The following is a 20,395-nucleotide window of genomic DNA, read 5'->3' as shown; positions in this document are numbered from 1 at the left end:
ACTTGAGTAGACTTTGACTCGAATGTGAATCTACTAAATCAACAGTTCTACTTACTCAATTTTACCTCATCTCAATTTTTAAAATTCTCAAAAAAAACTTCCAGCATCTGACTTTCAGCTTCCAACAAAAAAGATTTATCTTTGTACCATGACAATTCAAGAAAAACAACAAGAAATCATAGAAGAATTCGAGTTTCTGGACGATTGGGAACAGAAATACGAATACATTATAGACTTGGGAAAAGAACTGAAAGGTTTACCTGAAGACAAAAAAACAGACGAAAATCTGATTAAAGGTTGCCAGTCCAAAGTTTGGTTAGACGCCGAATTCAGAGAAGGAAAACTCTTCTTCAATGCAGATTCTGACGGAATTTTACCGAAAGGAATTGTTTCTCTTTTGGTGAGAATTTACAGCGGTCATTCTACCCAAGAAATTTTGGATTCTGATTTTGATTTTATCTCAAAAATCGGTTTGCAAGAATTTTTATCGCCTTCTAGAGCCAATGGTTTAATGGCAATGACCAAACAAATTAAGTTTTACGCGGTTGCATTTCAGTTAAAATCGTGAAAAAAATCTTAGCATATCGTTTTTCCGCTTTTGGAGATGTAGCGATGATTGTGCCTGTTTTGAAAGAATTTTTGGCGCAAAATCCTGACACAGAAATTGTTTTCGTTTCCAGAAAAAACTTTGCCGATTTATTCGATGGAGTAGAGCGATTGACTTTTCGTGGCATAAATCTGGATGATTACAAAGGATTTTTCGGACTCAGAAAATTGGCTTTGGAACTAAAAAAAGAATTTCAGCCAGATTTTGTAGCCGATTTGCACAATGTTTTGCGCACTAAAATTCTGAGTTTTTTCTTCAAAAAAACGGCAACGCTTGACAAAGGAAGAACTGAAAAAAAATTACTTACGAGAAAGGAAAATAAAGTTAAAAAACCACTGAAGCCAACTACAGAACGTTATGCAGATGTTTTCAGAAAATTAGGTTTTAAACTAAAACTTTCTCATCAATTATTCCCAAAATCTCAACAAAAATCTGGAATTGGATTTGCTCCTTTTGCGCAACATGCAGGGAAAATGCTTCCCATTGAAAAATCTTTAGAATTGGTAAAAACGCTTTCTAAAAATCATGCAATTTATCTTTTTGGTGGCGGAAAAAAAGAAGTAGAAATTCTATCAAAATGGGAGCAAGAATTAGAAAATGTAACTTCTCTTGCTGGGAAACTTTCGCTTAAAGAAGAACTTCAAAAAATTTCTGAATTAGAACTCATGATTTCTATGGATTCTGCTAATATGCATTTGGCAAGTTTGGTGGGAACTAGAGTGGTTTCGGTTTGGGGAGCTACCCATTATTTCGCTGGATTTTTAGGATACGGACAGTCCGAAAAAGATATTGTAGAAATTGCAGATTTAGCGTGCAGACCTTGTTCTGTTTTTGGCATTAAACCTTGTTACAGAGGAGATTACGCGTGTCTTAATCAAATAGAAATTTCACAAATCTTGAAGAAAATTTAGATTTAAGTTAATTCATAGTTTTATTAATTTTTTTAAAACATCTTAGATGTTTTCTTAATGAACTTAATCCCTTAATAGAGACTTAATGTTTAAATTTTAATCTCAATAAATACTTGTATTTCTTATCTTTGCTCTATGCAAATTGTACTCATCGGTTCTGGAAATGTGGCATTTCACTTAGCAAAAGCTTTTACAGAAGCTCAAATTCCTATTTCTCAAATTTTTGGAAGAAATACCACCGAACTTCAGAAAATTTCTGAGCAATTTTCCATTCCTTTTTCTACGGAAACGCTTGCTGATGCTGATTTGTACATTATTTCGGTAAGTGATTCTTCGATTGCTGAAGTTTCATCACTCATCAAAAATGAAAATGCTTTGGTAGCGCATACTTCTGGTTCTGTTTCACGTGAAGCATTGAGTGGAAATTACAGAAAATCAGTTTTTTATCCGCTTCAAACGTTTTCAAAATCTAAAAATTTAGACTATTCTAAAATTCCATTTTTCATAGATGCAGAAAATGAAAATGATGAAGAAATTTTGAAAAATTTGGCTTCCAAAATTTCTAAAAATGTAATAATTGCCAATGATGAAAAACGAAAATACATTCATTTGACGGCGGTTTTTGCTTGTAATTTTGTGAATCATTTGTACGCGAGAGCCAAGGAAATTTCTGACAGTCAAAACATTCCGTTTGATTATTTTTTGCCATTGATTGACGAAACTACCCAAAAAATACATGAATTAGAACCAAAATTGGCACAAACTGGACCTGCTATTAGAAATGATGAAAAAGTGCTGAAGCTTCATGAATCTTTATTAACCGATGAAGAAAAACTAAAAATCTATAAAACCTTAAACGAATCGATAAAGAAAATGTATCATTTTGAGTAAAATCGCTTATTTGTAAAGTCGTTAATCGTATTTTTTACAACTTTACAACTTAGCGGTTTTACAACTTTACAACATAGAAAATATGAGTCATTTAGAAAAATTAAAAAATATAAAAGCCTTTGTTTTTGATGTAGACGGCGTTTTCACAGACGGTAGCGTTTATCTTTTACCAGAAGGAAATATGTGCAGAGTAATGAATGTTTTAGATGGTTTTGCAGTGGTAAAAGCATTGAAAAAAAACTATAAAATCTGCGTGATTACCGGTGGAGATGATCCCATGGTTCGTCACAGAATTCATTATTTAGGCATTACTGATTATTATGCAAAAGTGCATCATAAATTAGAAAAATTCGAAGAGTTTAAAGCCAAATACAATCTTCAAAACGAAGAAATTCTTACGATGGGAGATGATATTCCAGACATCAAAATGATGAAAATTTCTGGAATTTCGGCTTGTCCGCCCAATTCTGTGGCAGAAGTAAAAGAAATTTCGGACTATATTTCTCCTATTTATGGTGGAAGAGGCGCTGTAAGAGACGTGATAGAGCAAGTCATGAAAGTGCAAGGAACTTGGATTGATGATGATACGCAGTCTATTTAAGTGGGAGAGTTTGTAGAATTGGAGAGTAAAAAGTGAAAACAATTTTCCTGTTTGTATTAAAAGTTGTAAATTATATATCTTTTTAAAATCTAAAATCTAAAATCTAAAATCTAAAATCTAAAATCTAAAATCTAAAATCTAAAATCTAAAATCTAAAATCTAAAATCGTAAATGAAAATATTACTCGGCTCTAATTCACCCAGAAGAAAGGAACTTTTACAAAGTTTAGGTTTTGATTTTGAGGTGGTTTCTATAGATTGTGACGAAGTTTTTCCAGAAAATTTACCCGTAGAAAATATTGCAGGATACCTTTCTGAACTCAAAGCAGATGCTTACCAAAATCTACAAAAAGATGAAGTGTTACTCACTTCTGACACGATTGTTACCTTTGAAGGAAAAGTTCTCGGAAAGCCTAAAAATAGGGAAGAAGCGGTAGAAATGCTTCAACATTTGTCGGGGAAAACACATCAGGTTTACACCGCAGTTTCATTTAAAACTAATGAAAAAATCATCACTAAAACTGATGTAGCAGATGTAGAATTTTCAGAAATTACTGACCAAGAAATCAATTTTTACATCGAAAATTATCATCCTTTTGACAAAGCAGGAAGCTACGGAATTCAGGAATGGTTAGGCATGGCAAAAATCTCAAAAATCAACGGCAGTTTTTACACGATTATGGGATTGCCTACACATTTGGTTTACGAAACTTTAAAAGATTTAGGTTTCTAAAAAATTCCTTATTTTTACTGAATGTTTTTCGCCTCAATCACAATAAATTGTGGCAATTTCAGTTATTAAAACACTCCATGAAAAAATATATACTTCTCGCTTTAGGTTCTGCAGTTTTTTTGGCTTGTTCGCCAAGAAAAGATGGCTATTTGAACCGTAAATATCAAGATTTCACCACTTTTTACAATGTTTTGTTCAATGGAGAAGAAGCGCTCAATGCCGAATTAAAACAGCGAGATAAATCTTATCGAGATAATTTTCATGCGCCTTACATTAAATTACTCACTTATGAAGAGCAAATTTCTTCTGCTCAAATGGAAAATTTAGGTGTTTCTGATAATGAAAATGGGCTACCTTTTAGAGGTTCGGATAATGAAAATAACCAAACCGCAGTCTTAAATCCTACCAGATTAAGTATTTTAGAAATCGCAGAATTGAAGGCTCAAAAAGCCATTGATAAACATTCGATGATGTTTAAGGGCGAAGAAAAAAACAAAACTATTTTTGATGCTTATCTTGTTTTAGCAAAAGCAAGATTGTTCCAAAATAAGCCTTTAGAAGCGCTTGACGCACTAAATACAGTTCAAAAAATTTATAAAAAAGACAAGAGACTTTCTTTAGCCAAAGTTTACGAAGCCTACACTTACGGAAAAATGAAGGACTATTACCGTGCAGATGAAACCTTCCGTGAGTTGAAAGAAAATAAAAAACTCAAAAAATCTGAGAAAAAATTACTGAGTATTTTCTATTCGGAAATGCTTTTAAACGCTGGTAAAAAGGAAGAAGCTGTAACAGAATTAGAAAGTGCGTATAAACTCAATAAAAACAAAAAATTAAGAAGCAGAATTGCTTTTCTTCGTGGACAAATCCTTGCCAATCTTGGCAAAAATGAAGAAGCGAGAGAAAGTTTTGTCACCGCTTATAAAAACGCCAGAAATTTTGAATTTGAAGTAAAATCTCAAGTAGAAATCGCCAAAACATTCAATGGAAAAGATGATGATTACGAAGGCGCAAAAGAATATTTGGAAAAAATTAGTAAAAAAGGAACCTATGCTTCTAGAAAAAATGAATTCTATTATGCACTAGGTTTAATGGCGAAAAAAGCTGGTAAAAAGGAAGAAGCGCAAGAATTTTTCCAGAAATCTATTAAAGAAAAAGTATCTGATCCTCAAGTAAGAGGTTTGGCTTACTATGAAATCGGGAAAAAGTTTTTCGAAGATAATGATTACTTAAGCGCTGGTGTTTATTACGATTCTGCTTATGCCGCAATGAATTATGCCCCTGCAAAAGAAGAACTGAAATCGCTTACCGAAAACATAAAAGACATTTCTAAAAATTATTATCTCATCAAAAAGAATGACAGCATTCTGAAACTTACTAAAATGTCTAATGATGAGCGAATTGCCTTTTTTAACAAACATATTGAAGGCATAAAAGCCAAAGAAGCAAAGGAAGAATTGGAACGTAAAAAAGCAGAAAAAGAAAGCAAAAATAGAGTAGAAACCGTAGATTTTGCCTTATTAGGAAATACAGACAACAACAATTCTTTCTTGGATTTTAATGGAAGTAAAGGCTTCTATTTTGCCAATCAAGCCAATATTTCTAAAGGCGAAAAAGAATTTAAGCAAATCTGGGGAAATAGAGCGCTTACAGACAACTGGCGAACTTCTACCAAAATGAATTCTATAGAAGATCTTAAAAATGAAGCACTCGGAATTACGGCTGCTCCAGATCCTAGAAGATATGAACCGGATTTCTACATTGAAAAAATTCCGACCAAAACAGAAGAAATTTTAGCGCTCAAAAAAGACAGAGATACGGCAAGTCTTGGTCTGGGAAGAATGTATGAAAACTTCTTTTCTAATACTTCTTTAGCCACCAAAACATTGTACGATTTGGTAGATTCTAAGACTGATGAAGAAACGGAATTGCAAGCATTGTATCAGATTTTCTCTATGAATTATGAGAAAAATCCGAGTGCTGCAGAACGTGCGAAACAGTTGATTTTAGAGAAATATCCTTACACTTCTTATGCGGAATTTGTGAAAAACCCTAAGAAAGCAGATTTCACCACGTCTGATTCTGAAGTAGAAAAAATCTATACACAAGCTTTTGCTCTTTACTCCGAAGAAAAATTTGATGATTCTAAAAAATTGATTGAAGAAACTTTACAGAAATATCCAAAAGATGTTTTGGTTCCTAAATTTATCTTGTTGAATGCCTTTAACACAGGAAAAACTGCAGGAAAAGAAATCATGATTCTTCAGTTAGAACAATTAATGCTGAATTATGCGAAAACTCCTGAAGGTATAAAAGCAAAGGAAATGCTTCAATATCTGAAAAGCGATATAAAAGTTGAACAGTTCGATGATAACGGAAATCCTATTTCACCGAAAAATGAACCAGCATTTGCGCCACAGAATGTGAATTCTAGCTCTACAAATCCTGAAAGAATTCAGCAAAATAATTCTAAACAAAGGAATTTGCAAGAAATGCAACAAGATGATCCGCTGCAACCAAAAGATTTAAAACCTAAAAAATAAGCAGTTTTCTCAGCGCAAAGCTTAAATTTTTACAATCTTTAACAGAGTGAGCAAAGTTTTTTCGATTTTGCGAATGAAAAAGCTATCGCTTAAAAGGCGAATTTATTCGCTTCTTTGCTATCTTAATTTTATACCAATTTTTAAGAAATCTTTGCGTGATAAATAGGAAGGATTAAAGATTAAGATTTTTTCTTTACCCCGTGGAAATCTTTTAAATAAAACGGCTCGAAATACGCCACGTCTTCAAAATCTTGTCGGTTGAATTTCTCCACCGATTTTTTGATGAGATATTTCGCAGATGGATACACATTTTCGTTAAAATCTGCTCCCGAAATTTGTAAAATCTCTTGCGCTTTTTTGGCGCCATCTCCTACGAAAAGGATTTTTTTACCTTCTAATTCTTTGAAAGATTGTTCGTCTAAGATTTTTGCTTCTGTCTCCGTCAACATCTCCCCTGAATTTCCATCAAAAACGGCGCAATAAACCTCCATTCTTCTCGCATCGATTAATGGAATGATTATATCATAGTTTTGACCTAAAAACGGCTCTATCATCGTTTCCAGAGAATTGACAGCAATGAGAGGAACTTTCAGTCCATAACAAAAACCTTTTGCCGAAGCTGCGCCAATTCTGAGACCGGTGTAAGAACCTGGACCTTTTCCTAATGAAACTGCTTCAATATCTTTCAAAGAAATTTCTGCGCCTTCTAAAGCCCATTCTACAAAAGTGTGTAGCGATTCTGACTGTTTATAGTTTTCTGAAACTTCTTCGCAAAGACATAATAATTCTTCGCCATCAGAAATAGCAACTGAACAGTTTTTAGACGAGGTTTCTATATGGAGGATTTTCATTTTTTGATGTGGTAATTTGAAAATGTGATGATGTGATAATTTTTGCAAAGATAATCAACGAATCATCACATTAACAAATCAACAAATTATTTACGGTGAATCGTTCTCGGTTCTGCTTGTGCTTTTGGATAAATGCATAATTCTGCAATAGAAACTCTTTCTGGTGCATTTACACAATACGAAATCGCATCTGCAATATCTTCTGCTTTCAGTGCTTCATAACCCGCATAAACAGTTGCAGCACGTTTTTCATCTCCTTTAAATCTTACTTTAGAAAAATCAGTTTCTACTGCTCCTGGTTGTATATTAGTCACTTTGATTCCAAATTCTGTAAGTTCTAAACGCATTCCTTCGGAAATAACGTCTACAGCGCGTTTTGATGCACAATATACCACACCATTTGCATACGTTTGTCTCGCAGCAACCGAAGAAATATTGATAATATGTCCTGTATTTCTCGCTTTCATGATTTTAATAATCGGTTGAGAAACATAAAGCAGTCCTTTTACATTTCCGTCCATCATCGCATCCCAATCTGCAATATTTCCTTCGGAAATAGATTCTAAACCATGAGCATTTCCTGCATTATTCACCAAAACATCTATGTTTTTCCATTCTTCTGGAAGTGAATGGATGGCATTTTCTACTTCTTCTTGGTTTCTTACATCAAAAACCAAACTGTACACTTCTGTAATATTGCTTAATTCGATTTGTAATTGCTCTAAAACTTCTTTTCTACGACCACAAATGATTAATCTATGACCTTGTTTAGCAAAAGTTTCTGCGGTAGCTTTTCCAATTCCTGAAGTTGCACCGGTGATGAATATTGTTTTCATTTTATAGTTGATAGATTTATTTTTAATTTGCATCAAATGCTTCAAAAGCGTCTTCTAAATGTGAAATTTTAAGTTTTCCTGTTTCGTCTGGAAGGACAGAAATAATATCAAACCTCACTTCTTTGTCTATATTTAGAGATTTTAGGTATTCGTCTGTGGCAGAAACGATGGATTTAATTTTCTTTTTGGTCACCGCTTCATGAGGTTCCATAAAAATATCTGTTCCTCTCGCTTTTACTTCTATCACTACGATTTTCCCATCAAATTCTGTAATGATATCTACTTCTGCTTTTTGAAAACGAAAGTTTTTGGCTAAGATTTTATAGTTTTTTTCGACTAAAAATTGCTCTGCCAATTCTTCTGCGAGTTTGCCAAAATCATTGTGTTCTGCCATAATATTTAAACACAGAGAGCTCCGAGTTTTCACTGTGAACAATGTGAATTCTCTGTTTCACTGTGGTTTATAAAATTTTTACTAATCCTTTTTCCTCAACTTCCATCTTTACCTTACTTCCTATAATTAAAGGTCTGTTATCAAAAATATGTCCATTTGGAAAGCCAAAAAGAGTAGGGAAGTTGTATTTTTTTATTCTTTGAGCAATGATTTCATAGGCAAATTCATCGAAAGGTTCATCATAGTTTTTGTTTTCTTTTGCATCGCCCATATTGGTCATTCCGCCGATGATTAATCCCTTAATTTTTCTGAAAACTCCTGCTAAATCAAGACTTATTAACATTCTATCGAGTGCATAAAAATTCTCGCCAATGTCTTCTATGAAAAGAATTTTATCTTTGAAATCAAATGAATATGGCGTTCCTAAAAGGGCATAAATCAAAGCTAAATTTCCACCAATGAGTTCTCCTTCAGCTTTTCCATTTTTATTAAGTTGATGTTTTTCTACGGAATATTGAATTTTTTTTCCTTCTAAAATTTTGAAAATGTCTTCATAGCTTCCTTCAGAAACCCCGAAACTTGCTGTTTTAATGGTTTGTCCGTGAATAGAAGAGAAATTATTTTTAAGTAAATAACTGTTAATCACTGTATTATCAGAATAACCAATATACCATTTCGGATTTTGTCTGAATTCTGAAAGTTTGAGGTGTCTCAATAAATGCTGACAACCATAACCACCTCTAGAAGCCCAAATTGCTGAAATTTCTGGATTATTGAAAGCCCAATTTAAATCCTGAATTCTTTCTTTTTCGGTTCCTGAATAATTGTAACCGTTTTCAAATTTTCCAAGAGTATTTTTACCAAGAATAGGTTCGTAGCCTTTTGATTTTATCAAATTGATGGTGCTCTGAAGTGATGTTTCTTCCACAAATCCTGCAGGAGAAATAATGGCTATTTGGTCACCTTTTTTTAAATTTTTAGGAAAAATAATATTTTTCATTTTGCTTTTTGGTAGAGTATTTCTTTGCTTTCTGCTTCTTCTAAACGTTTATCAAATTGATTGAATTTTTTATAACTCTGCAGAAAGATGAAAAAACTAAAAATAATCAGAATAATTCCTACAGTTTTTCTGATTTTATTAGCTAAATTTTGAGTCAATTTATAGTGAAATTGCTTGGCTAACAATATTTTGAGTAAATCTATCACAAGATAAGTCGCAATCACTAAACTGATGTAAAGCAGGAAATTCTGCAAATCTGGATATTCATTTCTCACCGAAATTACGGTAACCAGCCAAAATAAAATAACTCCTACATTCAAAATATTGAACAAGAAGCCATTTACAAAAGTTTTGAAATAATTTTGACTGATGATTTTTTTCTCATTAGCAACGTGCATTTGAGTTTTGGTAAGCATCATAAAAATTCCGTAAACCAAAATAATAAGCGCTGTAATTCTGTAAAATCCTGGATGTTTGTCTATAAGTTCTACCAAGTCTGCGCTGGCAAAATAAGCAGCTACAATACACAAAATATCTGCAGTAATCACGCCTAAATCTAATGCCAAAGCATGACGGTGACCTCTACAAAAACTAGTCTCAATCAATAAAAAGAATATTGGTCCTATAAAAACAAGACTCAACATAAATCCTAATCCGATTGCCGAAAGTATAAGTTCAAGCATTTAACAAAGGTAAGAAATAAGTATTTAAAGATTAATATTTTTTAAAACTTTGCTTGTTGTTTGAACTAAAATCTTACAAATTTTAAATTCTTAAATCTTTAAATAATTTTTAATCCACCACTTTAAAATCTAATTGTTTAGCCACCAAATTCGCTTTCACCACTTTAATTTTTATGGTGTCTCCCAATTGATAGGTTTTACCTGTTCTCATTCCTACAATAGAATGTGTTTTTGGTTCGTGGAAGTAAGAATCATCCATTAAATCACGCAATTTTATTAAACCTTCTGCGCCGTTTTCTGGAATTTCTACCCAGAATCCGAAGTCTGCAGTTCCAGAAATCACACCTTCGAAAAATTCTCCTACGTGTTTTTCCATGAATTTTACTTGCATAAATTTAATAGAATCTCTTTCTGCATCTGATGCGAGACGTTCCATATCACTGCAATGTTTGCAATATTCTTCGTATTCAGCAGCAAAAGGAGATTTTCCGCCATCTAAATAGTGTTGTAACAAACGGTGAGCTATTAAATCTGGATATCTACGAATAGGAGAGGTAAAGTGCGAGTAATATTCGAATCCTAAACCGTAATGTCCAATAGGATTGGTAGAATAGACTGCTTTGCTCATGCTTCGCATGGCTAGAGTTTCAATCATGTTTTCTTCGCCTTTTCCTTTTACATCTCGTAATAAATTATTGAGTGATTCTGCTACTTTTTTAGAATTAGCAAGGTTCATTTTATACCCGAAAGTTCCTACGAATTCTCGCAATGCTTCTAATTTTGTAGGATTAGGATCATCGTGAACTCTATACACAAAAGTATTTCCAGTAGTTTCTCCTTTTCTAGTTAGTGAAACAAATTCAGATACTTTTCTATTGGCTAAAAGCATGAATTCTTCAATCAAATGATTAGAATCTTTGCTAATTTTAAAATAAACACCAATAGGTTCATTATTTTCGTCTAAATTGAATCTTACTTCACTTCTGTCAAAAGTAATTGCTCCATTTTTAATTCTATTTTTTCTTAGAATTTTAGCGAGTTTATCTAATACCAGTATTTCTTCTGCTAATTCTCCTGTTTTCGTTTCAATTCGTTCTTGCGCTTCTTCATAGGTAAATCTTCTGTCTGAATGAATAACCGTTCTTCCAAACCATTGATTTTGAACTTCAGCTTTGTCATTGAGTTCAAAAACTGCTGAAAATGTGAATTTATCTTCATTGGGACGAAGTGAACAAACATCATTACTCAAAACTTCAGGAAGCATAGGAACAACTCTGTCTACCAAATACACAGAAGTGGCTCTGTTATAAGCTTCATCATCTAAAATAGTTCCCGGTCTTACGTAATGCGAAACGTCTGCAATGTGAACACCAATTTCCCAGTTTCCATTTTCTAATTTCTGTAAAGAAAGAGCATCATCAAAATCTTTTGCATCTTTTGGGTCAATAGTAAATGTGAGAACTTTACGCATATCTCTGCGTTTTTTCACTTCTGCAGCGGTAATTTTTCTATCAATTTTATCTGCTTCAGCTTCTACTTCTGGTGGAAACTCATAAGGCAAACCATATTCTGCTAGAATAGAGTGGATTTCAGTTTCATGTTCACCAGAAAGTCCCAAAACTTGAATAATTTCGCCTTCTGGATTTTTAGAATTCGCATCCCAATTCAGCATTTTTACCACAACTTTTTCGCCATCTTTAGCACCATTTATTTTATTTTTTGGGATAAAGAAGTCATTATTAATTTGTTTTTTATCAATGACTACAAATCCAAAATCTTTATGCGGAACAAACTGAAAAGTCCCTACAAAAGTATCATTAGCCCGTTCTAGAACTTCTAAAACTGAGCCTTCTAATTTTTTACCTTTAAAATGATAGGTGACGATAAGAACCGTGTCTCCTTGCAACGCATCTTTTACATTTTTTTGATGAATAAAAACATCATCTTCTATTCCTTCTACTTTTACATAGGCATTTCCATTGGCTGCAAAATCGATAACTCCTGTTAACGTATCGGTAATTTGAAGGTTTACAATGTATTTATTCTTCTCTGTTTCTTTAATTTTATCTTCGGCTTTCAATTTATGAAGTGCCTGAATAACGAGTTCTCTTTGTCTAGGATTTTTATATTCTATTCCGTCAGCAATCTGTTTGTAATTATAGATTTTAGACGCTTTTTTATTCATAAAACGCAGAATGAGCTTCCCAATATCGCGAAGTTTCTGATCTTGTTTTTGTGATTTATGTTGTTGTTTCATATATGTTTTAGTGTTTTTTTTATTTTTATAAATTTAAATAAAAATCTCCAACTTTCGTCGGAGATGGTTTTATTTACAAGTGATTTTATCTACTCTGTTTTGATGTCTTCCTCCTTCGAAATCGGTGGTGAGAAATTTCTCTATGATTTCTAGCGCCAATTCTTTGGCAATAAATCTGGCAGGCATTGCTACCATATTACAATTGTTATGTTGGCGAGATAATTCTGCAATTTCTGGCATCCAAGCTAGAGCACATCTTATTCCTTGGTGTTTATTAGCACTTAATTGTACACCTTGTCCGCTTCCACAAAATAAAATTCCAAATTCACAATCTCCGTTTTCTACAGCACTTGCAGCAGGATGTACAAAATCTGGATAATCTACAGAATCTAAACCATGGGTTCCAAAATCTACCAATTCATATTTTCCTTCTAATTGTTTCTTTGCAAATTCCTTGTATTCATAGCCTGCGTGATCTGCGGCGATTGCTATTTTTTTCATTTTATTCTTATTATTTCTACAAAATTAACACTTTAAATGTGAATTGTGGATTAAATTTTAAAATCGATTTTTTAAATGAGCTTTAAAATCAAGTGTTTAAGAAAATCTTGGCAAATTACTTTTAATTGTATCATACTAATTTACAGTATTTTAAGAGAATGTTACACAATTATTAACAGAATGTTAATTACTATGTTTAAAACTTCTGCTAAATAAAATAAAAAGTTAAAGAATTTTTGTGTAATAGAAAAAATCTTGCAAGATTATAGATTTTGTTTATCTATTTTTTTGAGGTCAAATTCTTTAGTTTTTCCATAACATGTTTTTCAATATATGCATGAAATAAGAGATATTCACAATTGTTAGTAAACTTATTATTTATTTGATTATTAATCTATTATAATATGGAAAACTTATGAATTGTACTACAACTCTTTCCGTAAAAAAATTAGAAAATAGTTTTCCCCATTATTCACAACTACAACAATAGTATTCATTTCTTTTTTTATTAAAAAGAAGAAAATATGTTAGAAAATGTTTTTCGTCAGTTTGTGGAAATTTTTCTCAGGATTTTTCTTTTTGCCATTTTAGAAATCTTAAATTTGTAAAGCTTTAAAAAAAGCAGTATAATCTAAAAACTTTAAAAAGAAAAAATTTATGAAAACCATTAATGATATTAGTTTCGCTGGAAAAAAAGCATTAATTAGAGTAGATTTCAATGTACCTCAAGATGAAAATAAAAAAGTAACCGATAATACCAGAATAGTTGCTGCAAAACCAACGATTGATAAAATCTTAAATGATGGAGGTTCTGTAATTATCATGACGCATCTTGGTAGACCAAAAGGCAAAGTAAATCCAGAGTTTTCTCTTTCTCAGATAGTAGATGAAGTTTCTAAAGTTCTAGGAAAAGAAGTGAAATTTGCTTCTGATTGTATAGGTGAAGTTGCAGAAAAAGCAGCTGCTGATCTTCAACCAGGAGAAATTCTATTGTTAGAAAACCTTAGATTTTATAATGAAGAAGAAGCTGGTGATGAAGAATTTGCAGGAAAATTAGCAAAATTAGGTGATGTTTATGTAAATGATGCTTTTGGTACGGCTCACAGAGCACATGCTTCTACTGCTGTAATTGCTAAATTTTTCCCTTCAACTAAATTTTTCGGTTTATTGATGGCTAAAGAATTAGAAGCGATAGATAAAGTATTAGGAAGTGGAGAAAAACCAGTAACTGCAATATTGGGTGGTTCTAAAGTTTCTACTAAAATTACCATTATTGAAAATATTTTACCAGCTGTAGATAATTTAATTATCGGAGGTGGAATGTCTTTTACTTTTATTAAAGCTTTAGGCGGAAATATCGGAACTTCTTTATTAGAAGCAGATAAAATGGATTTGGCTTTAGAAATTTTAGAAAAAGCTAAATTAAATAATGTAAAAGTTTTCTTACCTGTAGACGTAATTGCTGCAGATGAATTTAATAATGATGCGCATAGAGAAGAGGTAGATATTTATCACATTCCAGAAAATATGATGGGAATGGATGCAGGTTCTAAAACTAGAGAAATCTTCCATGATGTGATTATGAATTCAAGAACTATCCTTTGGAACGGACCGATTGGAGTTTTTGAAATGGATAATTTCTCAGCTGGAACTAAAGCTTTAGGAGACAGTATAGACGAAGCTACACAATTAGGAGCTTTCTCTTTAGTTGGAGGTGGAGATTCTGTTGCTTTTGTAAAACAAAACGGATATGCAGACAAAGTTTCTTATGTTTCAACAGGAGGAGGTGCTATGTTAGAATCTTTAGAAGGTTTAGAACTTCCAGGAGTTGCTGCGATTAATAATTAAAAAATTTTGATTTAAACTTTATCTAAGTTTAAAGGTTTAAAAAAAATCTTCAGAAAATTTTCTGAAGATTTTTTTGTTTTATTAAAAGAGAAGTTTTTTTAAAGTATTAAATTTCCAAAAACTTGAAATTTTAATCAAAATAGCTGAAAATTGACTTTCATAAATAGCTTAAAAATCGATTTTCTATATTTTTTTGATTATATATACCAAACTTGAAAATTCTCCGGTTTTTGATGCTTTTATGTTAGAAATAGATCCAAGAATTCCTCCAAAAATCCAAAAAAATGGATTTTTCTTATATTTTTCACTCAAAATTGAAATATAATAAGAATCGAGTAGGAGAGGTTTTATTTTTTCTAATTTCCAATTTTCGGTGTTGAAAAATTTTTCCATTCCTTTTTTTGAGAAATGAAAAATATGACGAGGTACATCATAAGCTGCCCAAAAATCTTTATAATATTTTGCATCGTAAGAAGTACAGTTGGGAACTGCAATTATTAAATGACCGTTTGATTTTAATTTGTCATAAAATAATGAGAGTATTTCAGTCTGATTTTCGATATGTTCAAAAACATGCCAAAGTGTAATAACATCTAAACTGCCGTTTTCTATTTCATTTAAGTCTTTTATAAACTTTGTTTTGGTATTTTTTTGTTTGGCAAAATTTCTGGCAGCGTCACTTGGTTCATATCCGAAAGTTTGAACATCATTTTCTATATGTTTCAAAAATTCACCAGCACCGCAACCATAATCTAGAACTTTAGCATTTTCAAAACTTACAGAAGAAAGAATATTTCTTTTATAATTTAAATTAAAAGATTGAGCAAATTTGTAAATTTTTTCTTTTAAAGAATTAGAATCTTGGTGATGAGAAATGTAATCTTTACTCTCATAATACTTACCTAAATTTTCTGGAATAGGGTAAGTTTTAAAAATTCCTTCTATTTCGGTTTCTTTAATTTCAAAAATTTCTTTGCTTAAAAAATGATCTTTTATTTTCATATTTAATTTGCTAAGTCCAATCTAAATTTGATATAAATTTCTAAAATGTTTCACGTGAAACATTTTACTTTTATCTTCCTAAATAAATAAGTAGTACATTAATATCTGCTGGAGAAACACCAGAAATTCTTCCAGCTTGCGCAATGGTTTTAGGTTGAATTTTATTGAGCTTTTGTTTTGCTTCAGCAGAAAGAGATGAAATTTTAGAATAATCAAAATCTTCTGGGATTCTAATGGTTTCTAATCTTTGTAATTTGGCTACATTATCTCTTTCTTTTTCTATATAACCTTTATACTTGATATTGATTTCCGCCTGTTCTTTTTGCTCTTCATTATACTGTTCTACTTTTTCTTTGATGAAATCGATTGCAGTTAATTTTTCTAAGGAAAGATTAGGTCTGGTAAGAATTTGTGCAGCTCTGTACGCTTGGTCTACCGGTGAACTTTCATTAGCTTCTAAGATAGGATTGATAATACCAGGCTTTAAAGAAGTTTCTCTCAAAAATTCTTCAAGTTCAGAAGATTTAGCAACTTTTTCTTCCATATTTTTTAACCTTTCTTCTTTAGCTAGACCAAGATTATAAGCTTTTTCTGTAAGTCTAATATCAGCATTATCTTGTCTTAAAAGCAGTCTGTATTCTGCTCTAGAAGTAAACATTCTGTATGGTTCTTCGGTTCCTTTGGTAATTAAATCATCTATTAAAACTCCAATATATGCCTCGTCTCTGCTAAGTATGAATTCATCTTTTTCGTGAACTTTATTATGAGCATTAATTCCAGCCATTAAACCTTGTCCTGCAGCTTCTTCGTAACCAGTAGTTCCATTAATTTGACCAGCAAAATAAAGGTTTTCTATCAATTTAGTTTCCAAAGTATGCTTTAATTGAGTAGGAGGGAAGTAATCATATTCTATAGCATAACCAGGTCTGAAAATTTTAGCTTTTTCAAAGCCAGGAACATGATGTAATGCTTTCAATTGAACATCTTCTGGTAATGAAGAACTGAAACCATTTACATAAACTTCTACCGTATTCCAACCTTCAGGTTCAGCAAATAATTGATGACGATTTCTTTCCGCAAAACGATTGATTTTATCTTCAATACTTGGGCAATATCTTGGTCCAATACTTTGGATAGTACCATTAAACATTGGAGATTTATCAAATCCAGTTCTTAAAATTTCGTGAACGGTATCATTGGTATAAGTAATGTAACAACTGCGTTGTTTCGTTAATTTAGGAGTATCTAAATAGCTGAATTTTTGTGGATTTTTGTCTCCAGCTTGTTCTTCCATCTTAGAATAATCAAGGCTTCTTCCGTCTACACGAACTGGAGTTCCTGTCTTCATTCTACCAGCTTCAAAGCCTAAATCTACCAATTGTTCGGTAATTCCATAAGCTTTTGGTTCTCCCATTCTTCCTCCTCCTAACTGTTTATCACCAACGTGAATGAGTCCATTTAGGAAAGTTCCATTGGTTAAAACCACGGATTTTCCTTTGATTTCTATGCCTAAAGAAGTTATTACGCCTTCTACTTTGCCATTATTGATGATTAAAGATTTAACCATATCCTGAAAAAAGTCAAGATTTGGTGTATTTTCTAGTACATATCGCCATTCTTCTGCGAATTTCATTCTATCATTTTGTGTTCTAGGAGACCACATTGCAGGTCCTTTTGAAAGGTTAAGCATCTTGAATTGAATAGCAGATTTATCAGCTACAATTCCGCTAAAACCACCCATTGCATCTATTTCTCTTACAATTTGTCCTTTTGCAATACCACCCATTGCTGGATTACAAGACATTTGTCCGATGGTTTGCATATTCATGGTAATAAGCATGGTTTTAGAACCCAGATTAGCAGCAGCAGCAGCAGCTTCGCAACCAGCGTGACCAGCTCCTACTACGATTACATCATATGTTTCGTTGAATAACATTTATATCTATTTATTTATAAATTTTCTATTTTTCAAATGTTTCACGTGAAACATTGTATAAATTTTCTACAAATTACGGAGTATAATTAGTCCCGATTATAGCATTTTTTTGAGCTCTTTTTATATTTTTTGTATGGACAAAAAGCGTCTGGAAAATATAAAAAGCGAGTGCGGAAAGCGGGAATGGCTTCTGAAAATTTTATTCTGTTTTTAATGACAAATAAAAATCTTCTTTTGCACGCATTGTTTTTTGTTCTTCTTCGGTTTTATCTTTATAACCACAAAGGTGAAGAATGCCATGTGCAATTACTCTTTTCTTTTCTTCTTCGTAATTTTTTGAAATAAGACTAGCATTGTCCTTAATTCGCTGCAAAGATACAAAAATCTCTCCTGAAATGGTTTTTCCACGAACTTGGTCGAAAGTAATGATGTCTGTATAATAATCATGGTCTAGAAAATCTTGATTGATTTTGAGCAAATATTCATCATCACAGAAAATATAATTGATTTCTCCGAGTTTTTTTCCTTCGGAAATAATGATATTTTCTATCCAATTTTTAAGATTTTCGTCTATATTTTCGTCTATATTTTCGTAAAAAAAATGTATCATTAATTTATATTTTTAGAACCAGTGACCAAGAACAACAGAGAAAATTCCAGGTTTAGATTTAAATGCGTGACTGTAATTAAGTTTTACCTGACCAAAAGGTGAGTCGTATCCTAGTGTAATTGCGGCTGAATTATATTTCAAATCAAGAAATTTAGAATCATCAAAGTTTTCAAAAATATTGGCTGAATTAATTCCTGCAATCACATAAAAATTTCTGTAAAAATTAAACTGAAAGTTATTGGAAACCGTAAAAATATTATTTCCTTTTTCTTCGCCAAGGTTATACCCGTTAAATCTTACAAAATTAACGATTCTTTGTTCAAAAACTCCACCTAAATGATATTGGTAAAAATCATTAACAGGATTGATAGAAATTCCATAAAAAGTAGACAAGCGGTAGGTTAACCATTTGGTGATAGGAAAATTTCCTCTTAAATCTGCTTTGATTTGGAAAGCTCTTTTATTCTGTTCGTCATCAAAAATATTGTAAATTTTGGCTTCTATATTGGTATAAAATCCTCTTTTTGGGAAAGATTTACTGTCTTGATTATCCGCTCTCATAAACATGAAAGGGTTGAAATAATTCCCGAATTTTTCATCATTAGTGATAATTTCTGTAGTAGAAAAATTATCATGACTTAAACCTAGACCAAAAGCAAATTTATCTTTCCAAATGGATTGTATAAACGCTTCATTTCTGTACCAATTCCATTTATTAACAGCAGTTCCTTCCGCATTTTCTAAGTCAAAACTCATTCCAGAAGCATAGAAGCCAAATCCTGGAATATAACCGTTATCAATGAAATAATTGATGTAGTATCTAGGTTTATCCCCGAAAACACCATCTATAGAGATGTTAGAGTTCTTAAAAACGAGTCTTTTAATGGTAATATTAGCCAATAATCCAGATTTGAAAATCTCATCATAATGCAGACCGAATTTTAAGAAAAACCTTGTGTCATCTTCGCTAACATTAAGTTTAAGAATGTTCTTATTATCGCGTTGTATTATATCGTAATTAATGATTTTATAATTGTTAGTAGCGTAGAGCTTGTCTACCATTTTATTAATCTTTCCATAGGTTTGTACAGAAGGAATAAGAAGGCTCATTTTTCCTTGTACGTAATATTTGCTGTAAATTTTATTATTTTCTAATTCTAATGCATCAATTTTATAGATATTAGAATAAATAGGATTGATAGGAATTCTAAGATATTCGTAGACTTTTTTAGGAAGTTTATCAAAAACTTCTACATATTTCATCGCTTCTGTGTAGCCAGATTTTAGAATTTTGGCTTTATCATCAAAACTGGTAACTCCTAAACCTTCAAGATTAGGCTTGATATTTACATCTGTAAATTTTAATTGATTCTTAGTCTCTTCTACAATTCCAAAATCAATGATTTGATTCAAAATATCTACAATACTGTTAATTTTATCTCTTTTATTAAGTCCTTGATTTAAATCTACACCGATTACAATGTCTATTCCTTTTTTCTTAAGAAATTCTGAAGGATAATTCACCGTCATTGCTCCGTCTACATAAATACTATCGCCTATTTTCACAGGATCCATCAATGAAGGAAACGCAGAACTTGCCAAAATAGATTCTGAGAGATCTCCGTTTTCAAAAATTTTAATTTTTCCAGATTCTAAATTGGTCGCTACACACATGAATGGAATCGGTAACTTACTGAAATCGTTTATGTTAGATACATTTTTGAATAATTCTTTGAGCAAGTATAGATTCTTTTGCCCAGAAGAAATAGAAGTGGGAAGTGTAGCTTTTCCATTTTTTATGGGAACTTTTAGTAGATATTTATCAACGGATTTATTGAAAAAAGTACTTTCGGCGCGGTTATTTTGATTAGAAATCAAATTATAAAAATCGGTGTCTAAAATAATTTTTTCAATATCTTTTCCGGTGTAACCAGAAGCGTATAAACCGCCTACAATCGCTCCCATACTAGTTCCAGAGATGTAATCTACTTTTACACCTAGAGAATCAAGCACTTTTAGAACGCCTACATGTGCAAATCCTTTTGCTCCGCCACCAGAAAGCGACAATCCAATTTTAGGATTTTTGGGAATTTTTAGATTTTCTTTCACTTGAGCATTTGCATGTAAAGTGAATAAAATCAATAATATATAAAATATTAATTTTTTCATTGGTGAGTAATATTTGGGTGTTT

At 31.9% G+C, this 20,395-nt stretch carries 18 protein-coding genes; 7 read left to right on the top strand and 11 right to left on the bottom strand.

All coding sequences use genetic code 11. The annotated features are described in order from the left end of the window. Window positions 1–148: 148 nt before the first annotated feature. The 6 genes from C3729_RS04315 to C3729_RS04290 all read left to right on the top strand — a co-directional run bounded on the left by C3729_RS04315 (window position 149) and on the right by C3729_RS04290 (window position 6,285). Window positions 149–568 carry a SufE family protein gene (locus C3729_RS04315; protein ID WP_104793026.1) on the top strand — a complete coding sequence of 140 codons (420 nt, stop codon included), beginning with the start codon at window positions 149–151 and terminating at the stop codon, window positions 566–568. Next, a complete protein-coding gene (locus tag C3729_RS04310; RefSeq protein WP_317615406.1) occupies window positions 565–1,518 on the top strand; it encodes a glycosyltransferase family 9 protein in 954 nt (317 codons plus the stop codon). Before C3729_RS04315 ends, C3729_RS04310 begins: the two co-directional genes overlap by 4 nt. 135 nt (window positions 1,519–1,653) lie before the next feature. After that, window positions 1,654–2,409, top strand: coding sequence for a Rossmann-like and DUF2520 domain-containing protein (locus C3729_RS04305; protein ID WP_104793025.1), 756 nt, complete (start codon window positions 1,654–1,656; stop codon window positions 2,407–2,409). An 82-nt stretch (window positions 2,410–2,491) separates the two neighbouring features. Then, window positions 2,492–3,010 (top strand): KdsC family phosphatase, encoded by a 519-nt coding sequence (locus tag C3729_RS04300; protein ID WP_104793024.1) that lies wholly within the window; start codon window positions 2,492–2,494, stop codon window positions 3,008–3,010. Between the two features lie 171 nt (window positions 3,011–3,181). Beyond that, window positions 3,182–3,742, top strand: coding sequence for a Maf family nucleotide pyrophosphatase (locus C3729_RS04295; RefSeq protein WP_104793023.1), 561 nt, complete (start codon window positions 3,182–3,184; stop codon window positions 3,740–3,742). 77 nt (window positions 3,743–3,819) lie between these two features. Continuing rightward, a complete protein-coding gene (locus C3729_RS04290; RefSeq protein ID WP_104793022.1) occupies window positions 3,820–6,285 on the top strand; it encodes a tetratricopeptide repeat protein in 2,466 nt (821 codons plus the stop codon). 179 nt (window positions 6,286–6,464) lie between these two features. Here C3729_RS04290 and tsaB read toward each other — a convergent pair whose 3' ends face one another. From tsaB to C3729_RS04255, 7 genes are all read right to left on the bottom strand, one after another. Beyond that, window positions 6,465–7,136, bottom strand: a complete 672-nt coding sequence (gene tsaB / locus C3729_RS04285) for a tRNA (adenosine(37)-N6)-threonylcarbamoyltransferase complex dimerization subunit type 1 TsaB (protein ID WP_104793021.1) — start codon at window positions 7,134–7,136, stop codon at window positions 6,465–6,467. A gap of 86 nt (window positions 7,137–7,222) precedes the next feature. After that, entirely contained in the window at window positions 7,223–7,972 is a 750-nt protein-coding gene (locus C3729_RS04280; protein WP_104793216.1) for an SDR family NAD(P)-dependent oxidoreductase, read from the bottom strand. A 22-nt stretch (window positions 7,973–7,994) separates the two neighbouring features. Further along, a complete protein-coding gene (locus C3729_RS04275; protein WP_104793020.1) occupies window positions 7,995–8,366 on the bottom strand; it encodes a YraN family protein in 372 nt (123 codons plus the stop codon). Window positions 8,367–8,433: 67 nt separating this feature from the next. After that, window positions 8,434–9,366 carry an LD-carboxypeptidase gene (locus C3729_RS04270; RefSeq protein WP_104793019.1) on the bottom strand — a complete coding sequence of 311 codons (933 nt, stop codon included), beginning with the start codon at window positions 9,364–9,366 and terminating at the stop codon, window positions 8,434–8,436. After that, on the bottom strand, window positions 9,363–10,049 hold the full coding sequence (locus C3729_RS04265; protein ID WP_069799864.1) for a LysE family translocator: 687 nt from the start codon (window positions 10,047–10,049) through the stop codon (window positions 9,363–9,365). Before C3729_RS04265 ends, C3729_RS04270 begins: the two co-directional genes overlap by 4 nt. Window positions 10,050–10,158: 109 nt before the next feature. Continuing rightward, entirely contained in the window at window positions 10,159–12,306 is a 2,148-nt protein-coding gene (rnr, locus tag C3729_RS04260; RefSeq protein WP_104793018.1) for a ribonuclease R, read from the bottom strand. A 69-nt stretch (window positions 12,307–12,375) separates the two neighbouring features. After that, window positions 12,376–12,807, bottom strand: coding sequence for an RpiB/LacA/LacB family sugar-phosphate isomerase (locus C3729_RS04255; RefSeq protein WP_104793017.1), 432 nt, complete (start codon window positions 12,805–12,807; stop codon window positions 12,376–12,378). Between the two features lie 657 nt (window positions 12,808–13,464). Between C3729_RS04255 and C3729_RS04250 the strand changes: the two genes are divergently transcribed. Beyond that, window positions 13,465–14,655: a phosphoglycerate kinase gene (locus C3729_RS04250; RefSeq protein ID WP_104793016.1), complete on the top strand. Its 1,191-nt coding sequence runs from the start codon at window positions 13,465–13,467 to the stop codon at window positions 14,653–14,655. 183 nt (window positions 14,656–14,838) lie between these two features. On the opposite strand, the gene C3729_RS04245 is transcribed toward C3729_RS04250, so the two are convergent. From C3729_RS04245 to C3729_RS04230, 4 genes are all read right to left on the bottom strand, one after another. Beyond that, complete coding sequence (locus C3729_RS04245) at window positions 14,839–15,657, bottom strand: class I SAM-dependent methyltransferase (protein WP_104793015.1); 819 nt, start codon at window positions 15,655–15,657, stop codon at window positions 14,839–14,841. A gap of 70 nt (window positions 15,658–15,727) precedes the next feature. After that, on the bottom strand, window positions 15,728–17,593 hold the full coding sequence (gene mnmG, locus C3729_RS04240; protein WP_104793014.1) for a tRNA uridine-5-carboxymethylaminomethyl(34) synthesis enzyme MnmG: 1,866 nt from the start codon (window positions 17,591–17,593) through the stop codon (window positions 15,728–15,730). 199 nt (window positions 17,594–17,792) lie between these two features. Continuing rightward, the gene (gene ybeY / locus C3729_RS04235) at window positions 17,793–18,203 is read right to left on the bottom strand and encodes an rRNA maturation RNase YbeY (RefSeq protein ID WP_104793013.1); all 411 of its coding nucleotides are present in this window, start codon (window positions 18,201–18,203) and stop codon (window positions 17,793–17,795) included. Between the two features lie 12 nt (window positions 18,204–18,215). Further along, entirely contained in the window at window positions 18,216–20,372 is a 2,157-nt protein-coding gene (locus C3729_RS04230) for a patatin-like phospholipase family protein (protein WP_104793012.1), read from the bottom strand. Window positions 20,373–20,395: the final 23 nt, after the last annotated feature.

The organism is Cloacibacterium normanense (genome assembly GCF_002943105.1).
Classification (GTDB): Bacteria; Bacteroidota; Bacteroidia; order Flavobacteriales; family Weeksellaceae; genus Cloacibacterium.
Note: the sequence above shows the minus strand (reverse complement) of the source record. Positions and strands in the feature narration are given on the sequence as shown.